The sequence below is a fragment of the Pigmentiphaga sp. NML080357 genome (genome assembly GCF_002188465.1).
Lineage (GTDB): Bacteria > Pseudomonadota > Gammaproteobacteria > Burkholderiales > Burkholderiaceae_B > Pigmentiphaga.
Map to the genome: position 1 here is coordinate 82,279 of NZ_NINW01000032.1, position 19,266 is coordinate 101,544.

The following is a 19,266-nucleotide window of genomic DNA, read 5'->3' on the forward strand; positions in this document are numbered from 1 at the left end:
ACCGTGGCGAGCCAGCCTCGCCGCGGCACGGCACTTGCGGCGAACCCGCGCATCATGCAGGAGATGTCCATGAGCCCTCGCACCGTTCCGCCCGCAGACGAAATGCTCAATCCCGAGGAAGGCAGGGAGCCGCCCGGCCCCCCGCCGGACGAGGCCGGAAAGCGCAGCAATCCTGGCCTGGCCGGCGCCGGCGAATCGCCCGCGCCGCCGCCGGGGGCCGACCGTCTGAAAGACGAGGCGCGCGATCCGAACAAGACCGGGGCGCGCCGCGGCTGACGCGCACGCCGCGGGGCCGGCGCAAGGCTAGCGGTGCTGCGCGGCAGCGGTAGCGGCCACCAGCCGGACCGCGGCAAGATCGGCGCCGGTGAGCACCCCGCCTCGGCCGAGCAGGCGACCATGCTCCCAGTTGGACAGCCCCAGTTCGGGCTTGCCCAGCGCGTACTGGCCGTCCACCCAGCGCGTGAAGCCGTCGCCGACGAACGGCGCATCGATGCGCGTCCGGAAATGGACGTGGGCTTGCGGCTCCTGCGCGATGAGACTGGCGACGAAACGCGGGCTGTAGCAATTGAACAGGCCGATGGCCTGGTCCACCGAATCGACCACGGCCAGCGTAAGCTCCGGCGTCTCCTCCCACTCCCATTCCTGGCCCAGGCGCTCTTCAGCCAGCAGGCTGGCATAGGGCTCTTCCACGTCGCCCGTGGCGCGCCGCACGGTCGTCCGGCGCTGGAACAGCCCCGCCGGAACGAAAGGCTGGGCCGACGGCGTGACATGCAGGCGCGGCGTCCCGCTCAACGCGGCGCCGGCCTCGTCGATGGCTCGCAGGAAACGCGGCATCAGGTCCTCGACCCGGCTGCGCACGATGCAGCAGACATTCAACGTATTGCAGACCTTGCGGTCCAGCGAATGGCGCACGGCAAGCTCGAACCGTTCGCCGTCGGCGCTCGGGTCGGCGATCAGCCAGGCGCCGCCCGTGCCGTGCGCGCTGACCGGCACGCCGGCCTGGCGGGCGACGCTGCTCAGTTGCATGACCGCCGTTCCCGAGCCACGGGCGACGGCCAACGCCAGCCGGCTGTCGCTGAACATGGCCCAGCCGGCAGCGCGGTCCTCGACCTCTACCAGGCTGACCGCCCCGGCCGGCAGGCCGGAGGCCTCCAGCGCCGGCCGCAACGCGTACTGCAGCAGCGCCGCGGCGGTCCCCAAGGCGTCGCTGCCTATGCGCAGCACCGCCGTATTGCCGCTGGACAGCACGCCGCAGGCATCGACCAGCACATTGGGGCGCCCCTCGAACACGAACCCCACCACGCCCAGCGGCACGCGCACCACCTCGACCTGCCAATCGCCGTGGTCCACGCGATCCGCCACCCGCCGGTCCTGCGCCGCGTGGCCCGGCCAGACGCGCAGGCCTTCTATCATGTCGGCCCGCATCTTGTCCGATACCTTGAGCCGCGTCGTCGAACGGCCGCGCGCAACGGCGCGCCGCACGTCCTCGTCGTTCGCGTCGGCGATCCGCTGCCATACCTCGTCGCGCGCCAGCGCGTCGGCAAACAGCTCGTAGAAGCGGTCCACCGAACCGGGCTGCGCTTGCGCCAGCGCGTCGAACGCCTGGCGTGCCTCGCCCACCCGGGCCCGGACGACATCGTCCACCTGGGCGGGAATGCGCAGCAGCGCGCCCGTCTCCTGCACCACCAGCAACCGGTCGCCCGGCCGGAAGTCGCGCGCGAGGTCCTGCCCCACGCGTGTGTATCGATTTCCACCGTACGGAATCATCATCCCCGGTTCCAGGCGGTCCAGGGTGCCCTGTTCATTCATGAAGCTCTCCTTGGCCGCGCGTGTCATCCGGTGCGGGCGACGCAAAGCGCCCGGACGCGCGGCCGTACGGGATCATATTACCCCCGTCGGGCCTCCGGTCCGCCGCCCCTCGGCGGCGCGCGAGGACGTATCATTGTCCCCACGGCACCGCGGGCCAAGGCGCGCGGCCTCTCATCCGAATCCGCCCGGCGCCGAGCCGGCAGCAAGGAGTCCCATGGACGATATCTGGAAAGTGGTGGTGGCCCTGCTCTATGCCGTCATCATCTGCGTACCGGCAGGACAAGTCCTCAAGCGCACGGGCCATTCCGGGTGGTGGGCACTGCTGCTGCTCCTGCCTGTGGTGAACCTGGTGGCCTATTGGATCTTCGCCTTCAAGAAATGGCCTAGCGGGCAGTAGGAACGGATTCTTTACACCCTGCGCGGTGGCGGGCCGGCCCATGGATCAGTAGTTCCTACACCTTCGCATCGCACCGCCTGTAAACCGATGTGACGGACCGGCCGCTCGCGGCGGGGCGGCATTCTGCCGTCCCGCCGCTGCCTGCTCCGGCCGTGGAATACCGGCCATGCCCGCACCGGCCTCCCCGCGTCCGCTGGCTGGCGCGGAAATTGATACGTACGACGAACCACGCACGCCCGCTCCCCTGCGGCCCGGCGCGTTTACGCCTGGCCGGCATGTTCGCGGGGAATGTGCGCGGTTCCCGGGCAGATAGCGACAACAAGGCAACCATGGAAAAACGTCCCTTCCGTATCGGCATCTCCGGCTCCTACGGCGGCCTGAACCTCGGCGACGAAGCGATCCTGGAAAGCATCGTGACGCAGCTTCGGGCCGGCACGCCCGCCGAAATCACGGTTTTCTCCCGCAACCCGGCGGACACCGAGCAACGGCACCAGGTCGACCGGGCGGTGCCGGTGCGGGAACTCTCCCGCAACGAGGCCAGGCAGGAGGTGGCCCGGTTCGACCTGCTGGTGCTGGGCGGCGGCGGCCTCCTCTACGACGGCGAAATCGACATCTATCTGCGGGAAGTCCTGCTCGCCAATGAGCTCGGCGTTCCGGTCATGATCTATGCCATTAGCGCCGGCCCGCTCGCGCAACGCTCCAGCCGGGAACTGACCCGCCAGGCGCTGATGCCTGCCGCGCTGATCACCGTGCGGGACCGCCAGGGTGCCCGGCTGCTGGAGGAAGTCGGCTTGCAGCGGGCCATCCACGTGACGGCCGACCCGGCGCTGCTGATGCAGGCCCAGCCTCTGCCCGAGGATGCGCTGACGCGCGAGGGCCTGGACCTGCCACGGCGCCGTATCGGCTTTTCGGTGCGCGAGCCCGGGCCCGCTGCTCCGGGCATGAGCGTCGATCACTATCACGACCTGCTCGCCAATGCGGCGGACTTCATGGTGAGGCGGCTCGACGCCGACGTGGTATTCATCCCCCTGGAACGCGGCCACAAGGACTTGCAGCACAGCCATGCCGTGGTGGCGCAGATGCAATGCGCGCAGCGGGCGACCGTACTCAAGGGGGAATACAGCCCCGGCCAGATGATGAGCATCATCGCGGGCTTCGAGTTCTGCGTGGGCATGCGCCTGCACTTCCTCATTTTTTCGGCGCTGCAAGGCATCCCGTTCGTCGCCCTGCCCTATGCCTCCAAGGTGACCGGCCTCCTGCAGGACCTGGAGATGGATACCCCGCCGCTGGACGACGTCAACCCCGGCCGGCTGCTGGCGACGATCGACCACGCCTGGGACTTCCGCGCCCATATCCAGGCCCGCATCCAGGAGCGCCTGCCCGCCTTGCAGGAGCGGGCCCGCGAGAACAATCGACTGCTCGTGTCCTTGCTCGCCCAGTTGGGCCCCCGCGCCAAAGACGAAGGGAAATGACATGCCTGTATTGGAGAAACCCAAGCACATCGAAGAACTCACGCTTCCTCCCCGGCGAGCCCGGCTCGCCGCCGACACCGACGTGCTGGTCGTGGGGGGCGGCCCCGCCGGCATCGGCGCCGCGCTGGGCGCCGCCCGCGCCGGCGCCAGCGTGATCCTGGTCGAACGCTACGGCTTCCTGGGCGGCAACGCCACTGCGGCCCTGGTCATGCCGCTCATGTCCTTCCATACCCAGCGCCCCACTTTCGAACGGCTGGGCGTGAGCAATCTGCTGCCCAACGATCACGGTCCGGGACACCCGGTCATCGCTGGTGCGCTGAAGGAACTGCTGGAGCACCTGGTGCGTAGCGGCGGCGCGGTCGCGCCGTCGCTGGAAACCGGGTACGTGGTTCCCTTCGATCCCGAAGTGTTCAAGTGGTCGACGCTCGATCTGCTGGACAAGGCGGGCGTGCATTTCCTGTTTCACGCGTTCGCCAGCGGCGTGCTCGGGGAAGGCGAGATCGAAGGCGTCGTATTCGAGACCAAGAGCGGCCCCCTCGCCATCAAGGCCAAGGCGATCGTGGACGGCACCGGCGACGGCGACATTGCCGCCCTGGCCGGCGCGCCCTACGAAATCGGGCGCGAATCGGACGGACTGGTTCAGCCGATGACACTGATGTTCCGGATGGCCGACTTCGAGCAGGCCGCCTTCCAGGCCTATGCCCGGCAACACCCGGACCAGTGGCGCGGCGTGCACGGACTGTGGGACCTGGTGCAACAGGCCACCGCCAAGGGCGAACTCGACCTGGCTCGGGAAGACATCCTGTTCTTTGCCACGCCCCACGCGCGCGAGGTGAGCGTCAATTCCACCCGGGTCACGCGAGTGCTGGGCACCGACGTCTGGGACTGGAGCTGCGCGGAATGGGAAAGCCGGCGGCAGCTGGAACAACTGGTGCGTTTCCTGCGCAAATACGTCCCCGGCTTCGAGCGCAGCTATGCGGTGCAGAGCGGCGTCCACACCGGCGTGCGGGAAACGCGGCGCATCCTGGGCGACTACCAGCTCACCGCCGAAGACCTGCTGAGCGCCCGCAAATTCCCTGACGCCGTCGCCCGCGGGTCGTATCCGGTCGACATCCACAACCCCACCGGCAAAGGCACGGTCCTCAGGCGCATTCCCGCCGACGACGCCTATGACATTCCGCTGCGGGCGCTGGTCCCCCGCGACATCGAGCGGGTCATGGTCGCCGGCCGCTGCATTTCCGGCACGCACGAGGCGCACTCGTCCTATCGCGTCATGCCGATCGCGATGGCGACCGGCCAGGCGGCGGGCGTCTGCGCCGCGCTTGCCGCGCAAGGCGGCATGGTGCCGCGGAAGGTGCTCGCGGACGAGGTGCAGCGGGAGCTGGTGCGTCAGGGTGCGAATCTCGAGCGGGGTTGACGAGACACTAGGCGGACGTTCATCGTGAACCACGGCACGCTTGAGTCGCTCGGGCGCTCGCACGCCGAAAGTGATCCTTTTTGGCATCTTATTGAGCAAATTAAGCCTCGAAATGCGCAAACGGCTGTCCTACAGTGGAGGCTCCTAATCACCTCCGCCCATAGGACCCACCGTGACCAATGCCGTCATTGAATGCATCCTGAGCCGCAGCGCGGCCAAGTACTACGACCCCGCCGCCGTCTTAGGCGATGACCAGATTCGCGAACTGGTACGCATCGGCACCACCGCGCCGACTTCTTTTCACATGCAGAACTGGCGGTTCATCGCCGTCCGCACGCCCGAGGCCAAAGCCCGACTGCTGCCGATCGCCTGGAATCAGCCCGCCATCACCGATGCCGCAGTGACTTTCATCATCTGCGGCGTGCTGGCCGACTCCCGCGTGATACCCGAGCGCCTGGCACCGCTGGTGCAAGCGGGCGTCATGCCGGCGGCGATGGTGCCGGAATGGGAAAACCCCGCGCGAGGCCTGTATGCCGATAACCCGCAGCTTCAACGCGACGAGGCCGTGCGCACGGGCACCTTCGGTGCGGCGGCAATGATCTATGCCGCCCGCTCGCTGGGCCTCGGATCGACGCCGATGATCGGTTTCGATGCCGAAGCGGTGGTCAGCGAGTTCGGCCTGGCCGAGAACGAAGTACCGGTCATGCTGTTGTCCATCGGGGCGGAACGCCCCGGCAACTGGGCGCAGAAGCCGCGCCGTCCCGTGGCAGAAGTGCTGGACCTTGTCTGACCCCACCCACACCCCGACTCGACAACCCTAGGGAGAAATACGATGACCAGAACGACCGCTTTCACGCCGGAACAGGCGCCAGCCGAATCGAAGCAGACTCTCGATGCATTCACGAAGAACCTGGGATTCACCCCCAACATGATGGCGGCCTTCGCGCAAAGCCCGATTGCGTTCAATGCGTGGGCCGCGCTGCTGGGCGCCTTGAGCAAGGCGCTCGACGTGAAGACGCGCGACAGCATCGGCCTGGCCGTTTCCGAAGTGAACGGCTGCGATTACTGCCTGGCAGTCCACAGCTATACGGCCGAGAACATGGCCAGGCTGCCGGCCGACGAGGTCCTGCTTGCGCGCAAGGGCCGTGCCAACGATCCAAAGCGGAATGCCGCCATCCAGTTCGCCCGCAGAGTCATCGAGACCCGCGGCAAGGTCAGCGACGCCGATCTGGATGCCGTCCGCGATGCTGGCTACACGGATGCAAACGTCATGGAGATTGTCGCGCTGGTGGCCCTTTATTCCCTGACGAACTTTTTCAATAACGTATTCGATCCCGAAAAGGACTTTCCCGCCGTCGCGCCGGCTGGCTCGATCTGAAGATTGTCTGGCCGCGTCGCCGGCGCGACGCGGTCGCTTATCCAGGAGCAGGCAAGTGTCGCTCGATCATCCGATTTTCTCGCGCTGGCCGGCGCGGCATCCCGACCGGCTCCAGCTTTTTTCCCTGCCGACGCCCAATGGCGTGAAGATTGGCATCATGCTGGAAGAAACCGGTCTGGCCTATGAGCCGCACCGCATCGATATCACGGCGGACGAGAGCCACGACCCGGCGTTTCTCGCGCTCAATCCGAACGGCAAGATTCCGGCCATCTACGATCCCGACGGGCCGGACGGCCGGCCGCTGGCCTTGTTCGAGTCGGGAGCGATCCTGATCTACCTCGCCGACAAGACAGGGCAGTTCCTCTCGGCCGATCCCGCCGTGCGCTACGAGACGATGCAGTGGCTGATGTGGCAGATGGGCGGTGTCGGGCCGATGTTCGGCCAGGTCGGGTTCTTCAATAAATTCGCCGGCAAGGACTATGCCGACAAACGGCCCCTGGAGCGATATGCGAGAGAGTCGGCGCGTCTGCTCGGTGTGCTCGACTCCCGGCTGGCAGGCAGGGACTGGGTGGTGGACGACGGCTACAGCATCGCCGATATCTCGCTGCTCGGCTGGGTGCGCAACCTGATCGGCTTCTATGAAGCGCGGGAGCTTGTCGGCTTCGACCGGTACGAGCATGTCCAGCGTTGGCTTGAGCAAGGCCTCGCGCGTCCGGGTGTCCAGCGCGGGCTGAAGGTGGCGGCGTAGGGCTCGTCCGGTCGATGCGCAACTGCGATACGATGCGGGAGCATTCAAGCGCGCGCGTTCCTATGTCCCAAGTCGACTGGCTGAGCCATCTTCTGAAAATCATCACCGTCACGGGGCGGCTCGAGGTCCGCTGCGTCTACGGTGCGCCATGGCGCGTGGCCTGGCCCCGGTCCGAGGCGCACGAGATCCCGTACCACATCGTGCTCAAGGGCCGGGCCATCATCGAGGACCCGGGAACAAAGACGATCCGGGAGCTGACGGACGGCGACATCGTGCTATTGCCCAGCGGCTCGGCGCACGTGCTGCATGATGGCAGCGGACTTCCACCGGGGCGTATCCGCGATCGCCAAGGCGCCGCGGGATGGATGCTCAAGGAAAATGATGGCCAGGGCGAGCGCCTGGACATGCTGTGCGGGCGATTTTCCATCGAGCCGCCGCATGACCGGCTCATTCGCGACTACCTGCCCGCCAATCTGGTGGTGAAGACGATGGGCGGCCGCGGTGAACACGACGTCGAGTCCGCCTCGAATCACCTGGCCAGCCTCGTGGGACTGATGCGTGTGGAATCGGCCAGCGGCAGGCTCGGCGGATACGCCATGCTCAATACGCTGACTTCGGCATTGTTCACACTGGTGCTGCGTGCCGCGAGCGAATCCGAGCAAGCGCCGGCGGGCCTGCTGGCGCTGGCTGGCCATTCGCGCCTTGCTCCGGCCATTTCAGCCATGTTCGCCGACCCGGCGCGGTCCTGGACCCTGCCCGAACTGGCCGGCTTGTGCAGCATGTCACGCGCCACCTTCATGCGGCACTTTCAGGACAAGCTGGGGCGTTCAGCCATCGAACTGCTGACCGATATCCGGATGAGCCTGGCCGCCAACGCGCTGAAGCAGCCGGGTCGGACCACCGAGGCCGTGGCCGAGTCCGTGGGGTATCAATCCGTGGCGGCATTCCGCCGGGTATTCGCCGACAAGATGGGGATGACGCCGGGGCAGTGGCGCCGGCTGCCGGGCGAAGGGTAGCCGCTCGTTCAGGTGGAGGGTGTCGCTTCATTCGGTCGGGTGAATATCCGAACGAGAAAAAGGCCTTTCGGGGGCGATCCCTCGAAAGGCCTCGAATTGACTGGTCGGGGCGGCGGGATTCGAACTCGCGACCCTCTGCTCCCAAAGCAGATGCGCTACCAGGCTGCGCTACGCCCCGATGGCCGAGGATTGTACCCGAGTTCGGCCCTACCCCGCGCGGCCTATGCTCGAGCGTACCCCTGACGCATCCTTCCGCCCGGAAAACGGCTTCCCGCGAAGCCGCGTGTCTATAATCGGCCCATGTGGCCCGGGGCGCATCTTGCCGTCGCCACTGACAACGACACACAAACCCGGTGCGTGCAGCGCCGGCATGAACCGACACCTCGAGGCCATGGAGACTTTCCGGCGGCTACGCAGACACATCGCCTGGCTGGCGCTTTGCGCCATGTGCCTGGGCGCCGTCGCGCCGGCGATGTCGAAGTGGCTGGCCGCCACGCAGGGCGTTGCCTGGGTCCAGGTGTGCAGCGAAACCGGATCCGAACAGGTCGCCATCTCGACCGCGCGCGAGAAATCCCAGGCGCCTGCTGCAGGGGACACCAGCTGTCCCTATTGCACGCTGACCCACCACGTCCCCGTCATCCCCGCGGCCTCCGCGGCGAGCGTGCCGCGCGCGCCGCCCGTCGTCCTCGCATACGCCGACGTCGCCGCTCCCCCGCCTTCCACGCGCCCGCAATGGCGGGCGCACGTCCCTCGCGCTCCTCCCCCGCACGCCTGACCGGTCCTGGTCCGACCGCGGCGCGGCCATTGCTGCCGCCGCCTTGATGAGCCGTCCCGCGCGCCCACGGCGCCGCCGGGCCGGCACCGCTCGCTTGGGAGAGGAAAGTGCATCGTATCCTGGGGTTGATGCGCCGATTCGCGCATCGGCATCGCCATGGCGCCGCCTGGTGGCTGGCGCTGGCGCTGTTCGTCCTCAAGGCGGCCGTCCCTCAGGGCTTCATGCCTGGGGACGCGGCCAACCGCGATGCGCTGGTGGTGCTGTGCTCGGCGAACGGCCCGCTGTTCTGGCACGTCGAGATACCGGCCTCCAAGCCCGGCGCCGGCGATGCGCCGAAACACGGACAGGCCATGCACGTGGCCTGTCCCTTCGCGCTGGCCTTCGCGCCGGGCCTGCCGCCCGGCCCCCCGCTCGCGCTGGCCGGCCACAGCCGTCTGGCCTACCTGCTGCCCTCGCGTCCGCCTGTCTCGCAGCGGGCGGCCATTCCTGCCGGCGCGCCGGTCGGCGCGCGGGCTCCTCCCCGTTCCGCCTGAAGACGCATACGCGGCCGAGCTGCAAGCGCCCGGCTTCCCATCGATCTTCTATCGGAACGCTCATGTACCCTCTTTCCACCGGCACGCCGCGCGGGGCGCGGCCGCTGTCCGCCGTCTTGCCATTGATATGCCTGCCGCCCGCGCTTTTGCTGGCGCAGCCCGTCGGCGCCGCCGATCCCATCACGACGCTGGCGCCGATCACGGTCAGCCCCGGCGCCGCATCGCCTCTCGAGGACGTCCCGTCCACCGGTTCCAACCTCGGGCTGACGCGGCGGGAGACTCCCGCCAGCGTGGACACCATCACCCGCGATCAGCTGGATGAGCGCGGCGATGCCCGGTTGATCGATGCCATTACCCGCGCGCCCGGGTTCAGCAACATCGCGCATCCCGGCAACGGCGGCTCGGCGCTGTCGGTGCGCGGTTTCACCGATGCGGCATCCGTCATGCAGCTCTACGACGGCGTCCGGCAATACGGCAACCTGGGCGTGACCTTTCCGTTCGACACCTGGTCCGTGGAGCGCATCGAAGTACTGCGCGGCCCGGCGTCCGTGATCTATGGCGAAGGGGCGATAGGCGGCGTGGTCAACGTCATTCCCAAGAAACCCATGCGCGGTCCGGTCGAAAACGAGATCCAGGCGACGGTGGGCACCCAGGACACGGGCCGCCTGGCATTCGGCAGCGGCGGATCCATCGACGACAGGCTGTCCTATCGCTTCGACCTCAGCGGCAGCCGCTCCGGCAACTGGGTGGACATGGGCGACTCGCGCAACCTGGCGGTGTCCGGCGCGCTGCAATGGGAAGCCTCGCCCGATTTCCGCGCCAGGCTCAGCTATGCCCAGGGGTGGCAGCGCCCGATGCGCTACTTCGGCAGCCCCCTGGTCGACGGCAGGCTCGACGACGCTCTTCGCAAGAAGAACTACAACGTCGACGATGCCGCGATCAGGTACAACGACAGGTGGACCGAGCTGTCGGCGCAATGGACACCGAACGCCGAGACGGCAGTGCGCAGCAGGTTCTACCACATCGACAGTGACCGCCATTGGCGCGATGCCGAGTACTACGACTACCTGCCCGCCAGCGGGCGGGTCCGGAGGTCCTCCTACACGGAAATCCTGCACGACCAGTCGGAGGTCGGCAACACCACCGACGCCACGTTCAAGGGCCGCCTGCTGGGCCTGCGCAACCAGGTGTCGGCGGGTTTCAACCTGAGCCGCAGCACCTTCAAGCACACCAACAATTCCCCCTACTCCGGCACCTCGCTGGTCGATCCCTACGACTTCGACCGCGGCCAGTTCATCAACGCCGCCGGCACGGTGCCGCGCTATCGGAACAAGGCGTCGCAGTACGCCGTCTTCGCCGAGAACCAGTTGTCGTTGACGGATAAGTGGTCCCTCGTCGGGGGACTGCGCTATACCCATGCCGAGGTCTCGCGGCGGGATCTCGTCCAGGGCCAGCCCGCCTTCGACAAGACGTTCTCCCACCTGGGCTGGCGCCTGGGTACGGTCTACGCGCTCACGCCCGGGCTTTCCCTCTATGGCCAGTATGCCGGAGCGGCGGACCCGGTCGGCGCGCTTCTGATGCTCACGCCCGCCAACAGCCGGTTCGACCTGGCCACGGGCAGGCAGGCCGAGCTTGGCGTCAAGCAGACGTTCTGGGGCGGCAAGGGCGACTTCACGCTGGCGGGGTATCACATCGTCAAGAAGAACCTGGTGACGGCCGACGTGACGAACCCGTCGGCCAGCGTCCAGGTGGGCCGGCAATCCTCCCGCGGCATCGAGGCAACGCTGGGGCTCGCCTTCGCGCCGGGCTGGCGCCTGGATGCCAATGCCTCGCTGCTGCGCGCCCGGTACGACGACTTCACCGATTCGGTGGGGGACACGGCCGTCTCGCGCGATGGGAACGTGCCTGCCAACGTTCCCAGGCGCCAAGCCAATGTCTGGCTGAGCTGGCGATTCCTGCCGGACTGGACGGCCAGCGCCGGCGTGCGATATGTGGGCAGCCGATTTGCCGATCGCGCCAACACGCTCGAACTGCCTTCATACACCATCACGGACCTGGCGCTGCAGTGGCAGCCACGGCGCGACACCACCATAACGCTGAGGGGCTTCAACGTCTTCGACCGCCACTATGTGACGACGGCCTACTACAACGCGACGCAATGGCTGTACGGCAGCGATCGCCGCGTGGAACTGACCGTGCTTCACCGGTTCTAGGAGGCGCCATGACAGAACGCCGGCTGCGCCTCAAGCGCCTGGTGTACCAGGTCCACCGCTGGACCGGGATCGCCGCCTGCCTGCTGATGGTCCTGTGGTTCGTCAGCGGCATCGTCATGCTGTTCGTCGGCTATCCGAAGCTGACGCCATGGGAACGGCTCGGCCGCCTGCCGGCCCTTCCCGCGGAGCAGTGCTGCGTGGCGGTGGAAACGGCGCTGGCGGCCAGCGCCGATCCGCAGGCCGTGAGCGAGATCGTGCTGACCACCATTGGAGGTCATGCCGTCTACCGGTTGCGGGAGAAGCATGGCGGCTACCTCGTCGTCGATGCCGGGACGGGCCTGCCCTACCCGCCCGCGGACCGGCGGCGGGCCCTGGACGCCGCGCATTCCTACGTCCCGGGCACCGCTGCCATCTACCTGGGCACGGTGGCCGAGGACCGCTGGACGCACTCGCGCGCCCTGAACGCCCATCGCCCGCTGCACCGGATCCAGATGGAGGATGCCGATCGCACCCTGCTCTACGTCTCCTCGTCCACGGGCGAGGTCGTCATGGACGCGCCCCGCGCCCAGCGCCTGTGGAACTACGCCGGCGCGTGGCTCCACTGGCTCTACATGTTCCGCGATCGCCCCGTCGATCCGGGATGGGATGGCATCGTCATCGGCTTGTCCCTGATCGGGGTGGCGGTCTCGCTGACCGGCACGCTGGTCGGCATCTGGCGGTGGCGCTTCCGGGGACGGTACAAGTCGGGAGCGCGCACGCCGTACCGGGACGCTTATCTACGCTGGCATCACGTCGTCGGCCTGGCGTTCGCTGCGATAACCTTCACCTGGATCTTCAGCGGCCTGATGTCGATGAATCCTGCCGGCCTGTTCGATCCTTCAGGCAGCCGCCCCGACTTGGCCGCCTACCGCGGAGGCACGCCGGGGACGACGCGGCTGCCCCTGCCCGCGTCCGCGGCGATCCGGCAACTGCGGGCGCAGGGCTTCGAACCGAGCGAGATCGAATGGCGGGTGTTGGCCGGGGAGCCCTACCTCGTCGCCCGCGACGGGGCCGATCGCGTCCGGCTCGTCGTAGTGGGCGCGGATACGCCCGAGATCCTGGCGCAGTGGCCGGAAGACCGGCTGCGCGAGGCCGCCGCGCGCCTGCTGGCCGCACCCGTGGCCGACTACCGGCGGCTGGACCGCTACGACGCCTACTACTACGGCCGGGAACCGGAAGCCATGATGGGCGCCCAGGAACGCAGGCTGCCCGTGCTGCGCGTGCGCTACGCGGACAAAGGCCGGACTTGGGCATACCTGGACCTGCGCACGGGGGACCTGGCGCTGAGCCAGGACCGCTCGCAACGCCTGGGCCGCTGGCTGTTCAATTTCCTGCACAGCTGGGATCTGCCGCCCATGCTGGACAGTGGCAGTCTGCGCGAAGCGCTGCTGGTACTGCTCAGCCTCGGCGGCCTGCTGCTCTGCGGCACCGGCGTGGTCATCGGCTATGCGCGGCTGCGGGTCACGCTGCGCCGGCGAACCGGGTGTCCACGGCGGCAATGCGGCCGTCCTCCGTATGATGCACGATCATGACCTGCGCACGCTCCATCCGATCGAGCAGGTCGGAGGGCACCTCGAAGCTGCGCGCCAGCCGCTCCCGCTCGAGCGGAGGCGGCGGCTGGCGCCGGTCCAGCCCACGGAACCGCCGCCAGTTGAACCAGGCCCAGGCAAACAGGACCAACGCATTGACAACCGCCAGCACGGCGTAGGTCGCCAGCGTCTGCATCGTGGGCAGGGCGTCGTGCCAGAAAGGCGCGTCCAGTCCGGCCATGCGCCCTTCCACGACGGCGACCATTCCCCGGGCAAACAGGTAGGCGAACAGCAGCCACGCAAGCGCCGTGAGCGCGACGTCGAGCAGATAGCGCAGCCGCGAACGCTCGGTGGCAATGACCATGGTGGACGAATCGATTCTTGCGGGCGGCGCGATGCCAGCCTCTTGCGGCATCGCTCGCGCCGCGACGCGGGCGGAACTCATGATTTCTCCAGTGCTTTGATGCCCCGGTCGGGGCTGACCCAGCGGGCGCGCCGCCGCCTGAGCTTGAGCATCACCTTCGGGAAGCTGACGAGCGACGTGAACAGGCTCAGCATCCAGTAGGCCAGCGGATACCACACCACCCAGTACAGCGCCCCGGCCAGTTTCGACTCATAGCGCCGGTCGATGAAGATGCTGAGGGCGAACTGCAGCAGGCAGGCCATGGCCAGCACCAGGCCCGTGAACGCCGGCGGCACCAGCGTCTCGATGTGGATATGCGGCGGCAGCTCCACGAACTTGCCCAGCGCCCACAACAGGATCGACATCGCGAAGGCGAAGGCCCAGAACGTCGACAGGCAGAACTCGGCGACCAGGGGCCATAGGCTTGTTGATGGTTGTGCACGCAAAGCGTGCATGCAGGTGTGTCGGGACTGGCGCCGATCCGGGGAGATGACTCGGCGGCGGGAACGAGGCCCCGGCAAGGGAAGGAAGCGCCCCCCGGCGAGGAGGGGCGCAAACGATGCGATGCCGCGGGCGCGGCTCGCGGTTCAGCCGAAGCGGCCGGTAATGTAGTCTTCCGTCGCCTTCTTGGTCGGCTTGATGAAGATCTGGTCGGTCACGCCGAACTCGACCAGTTCGCCCAGGTACATGTAGGCGGTGTAGTCCGAACAGCGCGCCGCCTGCTGCATGTTGTGCGTGACGATGACCACGGTGTAGTCATTCTTCAATTCGGCGATCAGCTCTTCGATCTTCGCGGTCGAGATCGGGTCCAGGGCCGAGCAGGGCTCGTCCAGCAGCAGCACCTCGGGCTTGATCGCAATGCCGCGCGCGATGCACAGGCGCTGCTGCTGCCCGCCCGAGAGGCTGTGGCCGCTCTGGTGCAGCTTGGTCTTGACCTCTTCCCACAGCGCGGCCTTGGTCAGCGCCCATTCCACGCGCTCGTCCATCTCGCCCTTGCTCAGATTCTCGAACAGGCGCACGCCGAACGCAATGTTGTCGTAGATGCTCATCGGGAACGGCGTGGGCTTCTGGAATACCATGCCCACCTTGGCGCGTATGAGCGAGATGTCCATCTTGGACGTGAGCAGGTTCTCGCCGTCCATGTTGATCTGCCCTTCGGCCCGCTGTTCGGGATAGAGCTCGAACATGCGGTTGAAGGTGCGCAGCAGCGTCGACTTGCCGCAGCCCGAGGGTCCGATGAAGGCAGTGACCTGCTTCTCCGGGATCCGCATGTTGACGTTGCGCAGGGCGTGGAACTTGCCGTAGTAGAAGTTCAGGTCCTTGACTTCCAGCTTGGGGTTCGAGATGTTGACGGTGTTTTCCATGGCGTGTCCGGTAATGTCGCGTCGTGTCCGGGCGTCAGACGGCCTGCTTGCGGAACATGATGCGGGCGATGATGTTGATGGCCAGTACGAGCAGCGTGATCAGCGTCGCGCCGGCCCACGCCAGGCGCTGCCAGTCGCCGAACGGGCTCATCGCGAACTGGAAGATCGTGACGGGCAGGTTGGCCATGGGCGCGTTCATGTTGAACGACAGGAACTGGTTGTTCAGCGCGGTGAACAGCAGCGGAGCCGTTTCGCCGGCGATGCGGGCGATGGCCAGGAGGATGCCCGTGATGATGCCCGAGCGCGCGGCGCGATAGCACACCATGGTGATCATCTTCCAGTGCGGGCACCCCAGCGCGATGCAAGCCTCGCGCAGGCTGTTGGGCACGAGCTTGAGCATGTCGTCGGTCGTGCGCACCACGACTGGTATCACGATCACCGCCAGCGCAAGCGTGCCCGCCCAGCCCGAGAAATGCTGGATGCGGGCGACGAACACGGTGTAGATGAACAGGCCGATCACGATCGACGGCGCCGACAGCAGCACGTCGTTGATGAAGCGGGTGGCGGGCGCGAGCCAGCCGCGCTGGCCGTACTCGGCCAGGTAGGTGCCGGCCAGGATGCCGACGGGCGTGCCGATGAGCGTGCCCATGCCGGCCATCATGACGCTGCCCAGCAGCGCGTTGAGCAAACCGCCGTCCTGGCCGGGCGGCGGCGTGATCTGCGTGAAGAGCGTGGGCGACATGGCCGCGGCGCCCTTGGACAGCAGCGTCAGGATGATCCAGAACAGCCAGAAGAGGCCGAACACCAGGGCGATCGCGGACAAGGTCAGCATGACCTTGTTGGTCAGCCGGCGCCGGCGGTAGACGGTGTTCTGCATGGTGATGACGGACATCGCGGCTCCTTAGGTCCGGGCGCCTTCGCTCTTCGCCAGGCGCAGCAGCAACAGCTTCGAGCAGGCGAGCACGATGGTGGTAATGAGGAAGAGGATCAGGCCCAGTTCGATCAGCGCCGACAAGTGCACGTCGTCCGAGGCCTCGGCGAATTCGTTGGCCAGCGACGAGGCGATCGAGTTGCCGGGAGCGAACAGCGAGCTGGAGAGCCGGTAGGCGTTGCCAATTACGAAGGTGACCGCCATGGTCTCGCCCAGCGCGCGGCCCAGACCCAGCATGATGCCGCCCACCACGCCGACCTTGGTGAACGGCAGCACCACGCGCGAGACGACTTCCCAGGTGGTCGCGCCCAGTCCGTAGGCCGACTCCTTCAGCATGGCGGGAACGAGCTCGAACACATCGCGCATCACGGCGGTGATGAAGGGAATGATCATCACCGCCAGGATGATGCCGGCGGTGAACACGCCTATGCCGAAGGCCGGACCCTGGAACAGGATGCCGGCGCCGGGAATGTTGCCCAGCGTGGCGATCAGGAAGGGCTGCACGTACTGCTTGAACAGCGGGGCGAAGATGAACAGGCCCCACATGCCGTAGATGATGGAGGGAATCGCCGCCAGCATTTCGATGGCGGTGCCCAGGGGCCGGCGCAGCCACGCCGGCGCGAGCTCCGTCAGGAACAGCGCGATGCCGAACGACACCGGCACGGCGATCAACAGCGCGATCGCAGACGTGACCAACGTGCCGACGATGGGCACCAACGCGCCGTATTCGTTGTTGACGGGGTCCCATTCCGAGGACCAGAGGAAGGAAATGCCGTATTTCTCGAGGGTGATCTGGCTGCCCACCACGAGCGAGACCAGGATCGCCGCCAGCAGGCTCAGCACGGCAAAGGCAAAGAACCGGGTCAGGTTCTTGAACAACGCGTCCATGGCCGCGTTACGGTTTTTCTTCATCGGGGGCGTATTCCCGGTAATGTCTGGTTCGGAGGACGAATTTCCTCGGATCACGCCCGAAATGTTATCAAGTACCGCGCTCATGGGTATTTCCGGATGAGAAGGACTGGTCGGACCGGAGGCCTGGAGACGCGAAAAACGGGGCGGACGACTCGGCCCGGCCCCGTTTCCGCCGATGGCGCCTCGGTGCTTAGTAGAGCGCCTTGCCGCTGGCGTCCTTGATGTCAGACTTCCACAGCGCACGGATCTGCGTCGTCACCGCGTCGGGCAGCGCGACGTAGTCCAGCTCGGAGGCCGACTTCTTGCCGTTCTTGAACGCCCAGTCGAAGAACTTCAGAACTTCGGCGCCTTGGGTCGGCTTGTCCTGCACCTTGTGCATCAGGATGAAGGTCGCGCTGGTGATGGGCCAGCTCTTGTCGCCCGGCTCGTTGTTCAGGATCACGCCCATGCCCGGCGCGCTCTTCCAGTCGGCGTTCGCGGCGGCCGCGGCGAAGGCGGCTTCTTCGGGCTGGACGAACTTGCCGTCCTTGTTCTGGACCTGGCCGTGCGAGAGCTTGTTCTGCTTGGCGTAGGCGTACTCGACGTAGCCAATGGCGCCCGAGAACTGCTTGACGTAGTTGGCCACGCCTTCGTTGCCCTTGCCGCCCTGGCCGGTGGGCCACTTCACGGCCTTGCCTTCACCCACGGACGACTTCCACTCGGGGGAAACCTTGGACAGGTAGTTGGTCCAGCCGAAGGTCGTGCCCGAACCGTCCGAGCGATGGACCACGATGATGTCGGCCGAAGGCAGCGTCACGCCGGGGTTGAGCTTGGCGATGGCCTCGTCGTTCCACTTCTTGACCTTGCCCAGGTAGATGTCGGCCAGCAACGGGCCGGTAAACTTGAGCTGACCCGGCTGGATGCCCTGCAGGTTCACCACGGGCACGATGCCGCCGATCACGGCCGGGAACTGCACCAGGCCGTTCTTGGCCAGGTCGTCGCCGCTCATGGGATCGTCCGAGGCGCCGAAGTCCACGGTCTTGGCGATAATCTGCTTCTGCCCGCCGCCCGAACCGATGGATTGGTAGTTCACGGTGTTGCCGGTAGCCGCCTTGTAGTCGGAGGCCCACTTGGCGTAGATGGGATACGGGAAAGAAGCGCCCGCTCCGGTAATGTCGGCGGCGTGCGCGGACAACGCAGCAACGCCCAGCACGACGCCTACCGAAACTTGCTTGAATACGAGTTTGAACATTTGCAGATCCTCTGCTTTTGTGGGAGGGAAACTCACAACGCCGACAGATTACGTAGCAAATATGACATGACCATGACAGTTATCCGGCCTGATGGCTTTGCCCTCGCCATGGATGTAGAATTGGGAACGATTCTCATTTAAAAAACCTCGGCCATGACCGTTCCGCCGTCCGAGCAATGGCACCTTTCCACCGTGACCGCTTCGCTGTCCATCAGCGGCGGCGTGCTGCACACCACGCGGGACGAGGCCGTCATGGAGCAGAACGAGGCCGGGCTCAAGCTGGTCCTGCTCCTTGGCGGGGCGCTGCGATATTCGATGCAAAGACACCGCCAGGTAGGCATAGCCGGCCCCGCGGTGCACCTGAGCCTGAGCCGCAGCCCATTCATGGTCAGCCACTGTTTCCACGCCGCCTCGCCCTTGCGATATGTCGCCGTCCGCATGCCCGAGGCGGCGCTCCACGACGAACTGGACATCGACCTCGGCCTGCTCGGCAGGCGCGCGGGAGTCTCCGCCGATACCCCCTTCTTTCTCGACCGGCAAGCGAACAAGATCCTGCAGACCCTGGGCCGGCAACTGCTGCTCTGCCCCCTGCAGGGAAGTCTGCGCAAGCTCTACGTGGCCGGCAAGGCGCTTGAGCTGACCTCGACCGTGCTGGCGGGACTCGAGCTCGCCCCCGGCGGCGGCGCCCGGGCCGGCGTGCTGGCGCTGTCGCCACGCCAGCTCGAATCCCTGCACCAGGCCCGCGCGCTGCTACTCGACCAGCTCTCCTCCCCGCCCGGGCTCGCGGCGCTCGCGCGCCAGGTCGGCCTGAACGTCACGACGCTCACGCGCGGCTTCCGGGAATTGTTCGGCTGCAGCGTCTACCACTTCGTACGCGACCAGCGCCTGGAACTCGCCTACCGCATGCTGGCGGCGGGCGCCTGCACCGTGGCCCAGGCCGCGTCCGCCAGCGGCTATAGCGATTCGCACTTTTCCAAGGCATTCCAGAAGCGCTTCGGCATCGCGCCGCGCACGCTGCGCCGCTAGGGCCTGTTGGCGCCAGACCGGGCATACCGGCGATCGCCAGACTGATACCGGCAATCGCCAATTCGCGATCGAG

The 19,266-nt window shown here is 66.9% G+C and carries 20 protein-coding genes and 1 tRNA gene; 13 read left to right on the forward strand and 8 right to left on the reverse strand.

Going from position 1 to position 19,266, the window contains the following annotated elements; all coding sequences use genetic code 11:
- Positions 1–69: 69 nt before the first annotated feature.
- Entirely contained in the window at positions 70–276 is a 207-nt protein-coding gene (locus CDO44_RS14170) for a hypothetical protein (protein ID WP_087780858.1), read from the forward strand.
- A 27-nt stretch (positions 277–303) separates the two neighbouring features.
- Here the strand turns inward: CDO44_RS14170 and CDO44_RS14175 are convergent, their stop codons facing one another.
- Positions 304–1,809, reverse strand: a complete 1,506-nt coding sequence (locus CDO44_RS14175; protein WP_087780859.1) for an aldehyde dehydrogenase family protein — start codon at positions 1,807–1,809, stop codon at positions 304–306.
- Between the two features lie 214 nt (positions 1,810–2,023).
- Between CDO44_RS14175 and CDO44_RS14180 the strand changes: the two genes are divergently transcribed.
- The 7 genes from CDO44_RS14180 (at position 2,024) to CDO44_RS14210 (ending at position 8,237) form a co-directional block, all read left to right on the forward strand.
- Entirely contained in the window at positions 2,024–2,206 is a 183-nt protein-coding gene (locus CDO44_RS14180) for a hypothetical protein (protein ID WP_087780860.1), read from the forward strand.
- 329 nt (positions 2,207–2,535) lie between these two features.
- Complete coding sequence (locus CDO44_RS14185; protein WP_087780861.1) at positions 2,536–3,678, forward strand: polysaccharide pyruvyl transferase family protein; 1,143 nt, start codon at positions 2,536–2,538, stop codon at positions 3,676–3,678.
- 1 nt (position 3,679) lies between these two features.
- Entirely contained in the window at positions 3,680–5,095 is a 1,416-nt protein-coding gene (locus CDO44_RS14190; RefSeq protein ID WP_087780862.1) for an FAD-dependent oxidoreductase, read from the forward strand.
- Between the two features lie 172 nt (positions 5,096–5,267).
- Positions 5,268–5,885: a nitroreductase family protein gene (locus CDO44_RS14195; protein ID WP_087780863.1), complete on the forward strand. Its 618-nt coding sequence runs from the start codon at positions 5,268–5,270 to the stop codon at positions 5,883–5,885.
- A 42-nt stretch (positions 5,886–5,927) separates the two neighbouring features.
- Positions 5,928–6,473, forward strand: coding sequence for a carboxymuconolactone decarboxylase family protein (locus CDO44_RS14200; RefSeq protein WP_087780864.1), 546 nt, complete (start codon positions 5,928–5,930; stop codon positions 6,471–6,473).
- Between the two features lie 55 nt (positions 6,474–6,528).
- Positions 6,529–7,221 (forward strand): glutathione S-transferase N-terminal domain-containing protein, encoded by a 693-nt coding sequence (locus tag CDO44_RS14205; protein WP_087780865.1) that lies wholly within the window; start codon positions 6,529–6,531, stop codon positions 7,219–7,221.
- 62 nt (positions 7,222–7,283) lie between these two features.
- Complete coding sequence (locus CDO44_RS14210) at positions 7,284–8,237, forward strand: AraC family transcriptional regulator (RefSeq protein ID WP_087780866.1); 954 nt, start codon at positions 7,284–7,286, stop codon at positions 8,235–8,237.
- Positions 8,238–8,338: 101 nt separating this feature from the next.
- On the opposite strand, the gene CDO44_RS14215 is transcribed toward CDO44_RS14210, so the two are convergent.
- Positions 8,339–8,415: transfer RNA gene (locus CDO44_RS14215), tRNA-Pro, on the reverse strand.
- 192 nt (positions 8,416–8,607) lie between these two features.
- Between CDO44_RS14215 and CDO44_RS14220 the strand changes: the two genes are divergently transcribed.
- The 4 genes from CDO44_RS14220 (at position 8,608) to CDO44_RS14235 (ending at position 13,329) form a co-directional block, all read left to right on the forward strand.
- Complete coding sequence (locus tag CDO44_RS14220) at positions 8,608–9,012, forward strand: DUF2946 domain-containing protein (protein ID WP_158213290.1); 405 nt, start codon at positions 8,608–8,610, stop codon at positions 9,010–9,012.
- Between the two features lie 107 nt (positions 9,013–9,119).
- Positions 9,120–9,545, forward strand: coding sequence for a DUF2946 domain-containing protein (locus CDO44_RS14225; RefSeq protein WP_144389525.1), 426 nt, complete (start codon positions 9,120–9,122; stop codon positions 9,543–9,545).
- A 62-nt stretch (positions 9,546–9,607) separates the two neighbouring features.
- Positions 9,608–11,758 (forward strand): TonB-dependent siderophore receptor, encoded by a 2,151-nt coding sequence (locus CDO44_RS14230; RefSeq protein WP_087780869.1) that lies wholly within the window; start codon positions 9,608–9,610, stop codon positions 11,756–11,758.
- Positions 11,759–11,766: 8 nt separating this feature from the next.
- On the forward strand, positions 11,767–13,329 hold the full coding sequence (locus tag CDO44_RS14235; RefSeq protein ID WP_087780870.1) for a PepSY domain-containing protein: 1,563 nt from the start codon (positions 11,767–11,769) through the stop codon (positions 13,327–13,329).
- Here the strand turns inward: CDO44_RS14235 and pgaD are convergent.
- From pgaD to pstS, 6 genes are all read right to left on the reverse strand, one after another.
- Entirely contained in the window at positions 13,259–13,771 is a 513-nt protein-coding gene (gene pgaD, locus CDO44_RS14240; RefSeq protein ID WP_087780871.1) for a poly-beta-1,6-N-acetyl-D-glucosamine biosynthesis protein PgaD, read from the reverse strand. The two genes, CDO44_RS14235 and pgaD, sit on opposite strands and share 71 nt — an antisense overlap.
- Complete coding sequence (locus tag CDO44_RS14245) at positions 13,768–14,184, reverse strand: hypothetical protein (RefSeq protein ID WP_198951364.1); 417 nt, start codon at positions 14,182–14,184, stop codon at positions 13,768–13,770. The genes pgaD and CDO44_RS14245 overlap by 4 nt, the downstream gene beginning before the upstream one ends.
- 132 nt (positions 14,185–14,316) lie before the next feature.
- Positions 14,317–15,093, reverse strand: a complete 777-nt coding sequence (pstB, locus tag CDO44_RS14250) for a phosphate ABC transporter ATP-binding protein PstB (protein WP_087780872.1) — start codon at positions 15,091–15,093, stop codon at positions 14,317–14,319.
- A gap of 34 nt (positions 15,094–15,127) precedes the next feature.
- Positions 15,128–15,985, reverse strand: coding sequence for a phosphate ABC transporter permease PstA (gene pstA / locus CDO44_RS14255; RefSeq protein WP_233146182.1), 858 nt, complete (start codon positions 15,983–15,985; stop codon positions 15,128–15,130).
- Between the two features lie 9 nt (positions 15,986–15,994).
- Positions 15,995–17,020: a phosphate ABC transporter permease subunit PstC gene (gene pstC, locus CDO44_RS14260; protein WP_087780873.1), complete on the reverse strand. Its 1,026-nt coding sequence runs from the start codon at positions 17,018–17,020 to the stop codon at positions 15,995–15,997.
- Positions 17,021–17,126: 106 nt separating this feature from the next.
- Complete coding sequence (gene pstS / locus CDO44_RS14265; protein ID WP_087780874.1) at positions 17,127–18,167, reverse strand: phosphate ABC transporter substrate-binding protein PstS; 1,041 nt, start codon at positions 18,165–18,167, stop codon at positions 17,127–17,129.
- Between the two features lie 153 nt (positions 18,168–18,320).
- Between pstS and CDO44_RS14270 the strand changes: the two genes are divergently transcribed.
- Positions 18,321–19,193, forward strand: a complete 873-nt coding sequence (locus CDO44_RS14270; RefSeq protein ID WP_087780875.1) for an AraC family transcriptional regulator — start codon at positions 18,321–18,323, stop codon at positions 19,191–19,193.
- Positions 19,194–19,266: the final 73 nt, after the last annotated feature.

Excerpts from the sequence above, each read along its gene's own strand:
- pstS (WP_087780874.1), bottom strand. The coding sequence starts at position 18,167 with ATGTTCAAACTCGTATTCAAGCAAGTTTCGGTAGGCGTCGTGCTGGGC.
- CDO44_RS14245 (WP_198951364.1), bottom strand. The coding sequence starts at position 14,184 with ATGCACGCTTTGCGTGCACAACCATCAACAAGCCTATGGCCCCTGGTC.
- CDO44_RS14270 (WP_087780875.1), top strand. The coding sequence starts at position 18,321 with ATGACCGTTCCGCCGTCCGAGCAATGGCACCTTTCCACCGTGACCGCT.
- CDO44_RS14190 (WP_087780862.1), top strand. The coding sequence starts at position 3,680 with ATGCCTGTATTGGAGAAACCCAAGCACATCGAAGAACTCACGCTTCCT.
- CDO44_RS14210 (WP_087780866.1), top strand. The coding sequence starts at position 7,284 with ATGTCCCAAGTCGACTGGCTGAGCCATCTTCTGAAAATCATCACCGTC.
- CDO44_RS14170 (WP_087780858.1), top strand. The coding sequence starts at position 70 with ATGAGCCCTCGCACCGTTCCGCCCGCAGACGAAATGCTCAATCCCGAG.
- pgaD (WP_087780871.1), bottom strand. The coding sequence starts at position 13,771 with ATGAGTTCCGCCCGCGTCGCGGCGCGAGCGATGCCGCAAGAGGCTGGC.
- CDO44_RS14200 (WP_087780864.1), top strand. The coding sequence starts at position 5,928 with ATGACCAGAACGACCGCTTTCACGCCGGAACAGGCGCCAGCCGAATCG.
- CDO44_RS14235 (WP_087780870.1), top strand. The coding sequence starts at position 11,767 with ATGACAGAACGCCGGCTGCGCCTCAAGCGCCTGGTGTACCAGGTCCAC.
- CDO44_RS14175 (WP_087780859.1), bottom strand. The coding sequence starts at position 1,809 with ATGAATGAACAGGGCACCCTGGACCGCCTGGAACCGGGGATGATGATT.
- CDO44_RS14185 (WP_087780861.1), top strand. The coding sequence starts at position 2,536 with ATGGAAAAACGTCCCTTCCGTATCGGCATCTCCGGCTCCTACGGCGGC.
- CDO44_RS14230 (WP_087780869.1), top strand. The coding sequence starts at position 9,608 with ATGTACCCTCTTTCCACCGGCACGCCGCGCGGGGCGCGGCCGCTGTCC.
- pstB (WP_087780872.1), bottom strand. The coding sequence starts at position 15,093 with ATGGAAAACACCGTCAACATCTCGAACCCCAAGCTGGAAGTCAAGGAC.
- CDO44_RS14220 (WP_158213290.1), top strand. The coding sequence starts at position 8,608 with ATGAACCGACACCTCGAGGCCATGGAGACTTTCCGGCGGCTACGCAGA.
- pstC (WP_087780873.1), bottom strand. The coding sequence starts at position 17,020 with ATGAGCGCGGTACTTGATAACATTTCGGGCGTGATCCGAGGAAATTCG.
- pstA (WP_233146182.1), bottom strand. The coding sequence starts at position 15,985 with ATGTCCGTCATCACCATGCAGAACACCGTCTACCGCCGGCGCCGGCTG.
- CDO44_RS14180 (WP_087780860.1), top strand. The coding sequence starts at position 2,024 with ATGGACGATATCTGGAAAGTGGTGGTGGCCCTGCTCTATGCCGTCATC.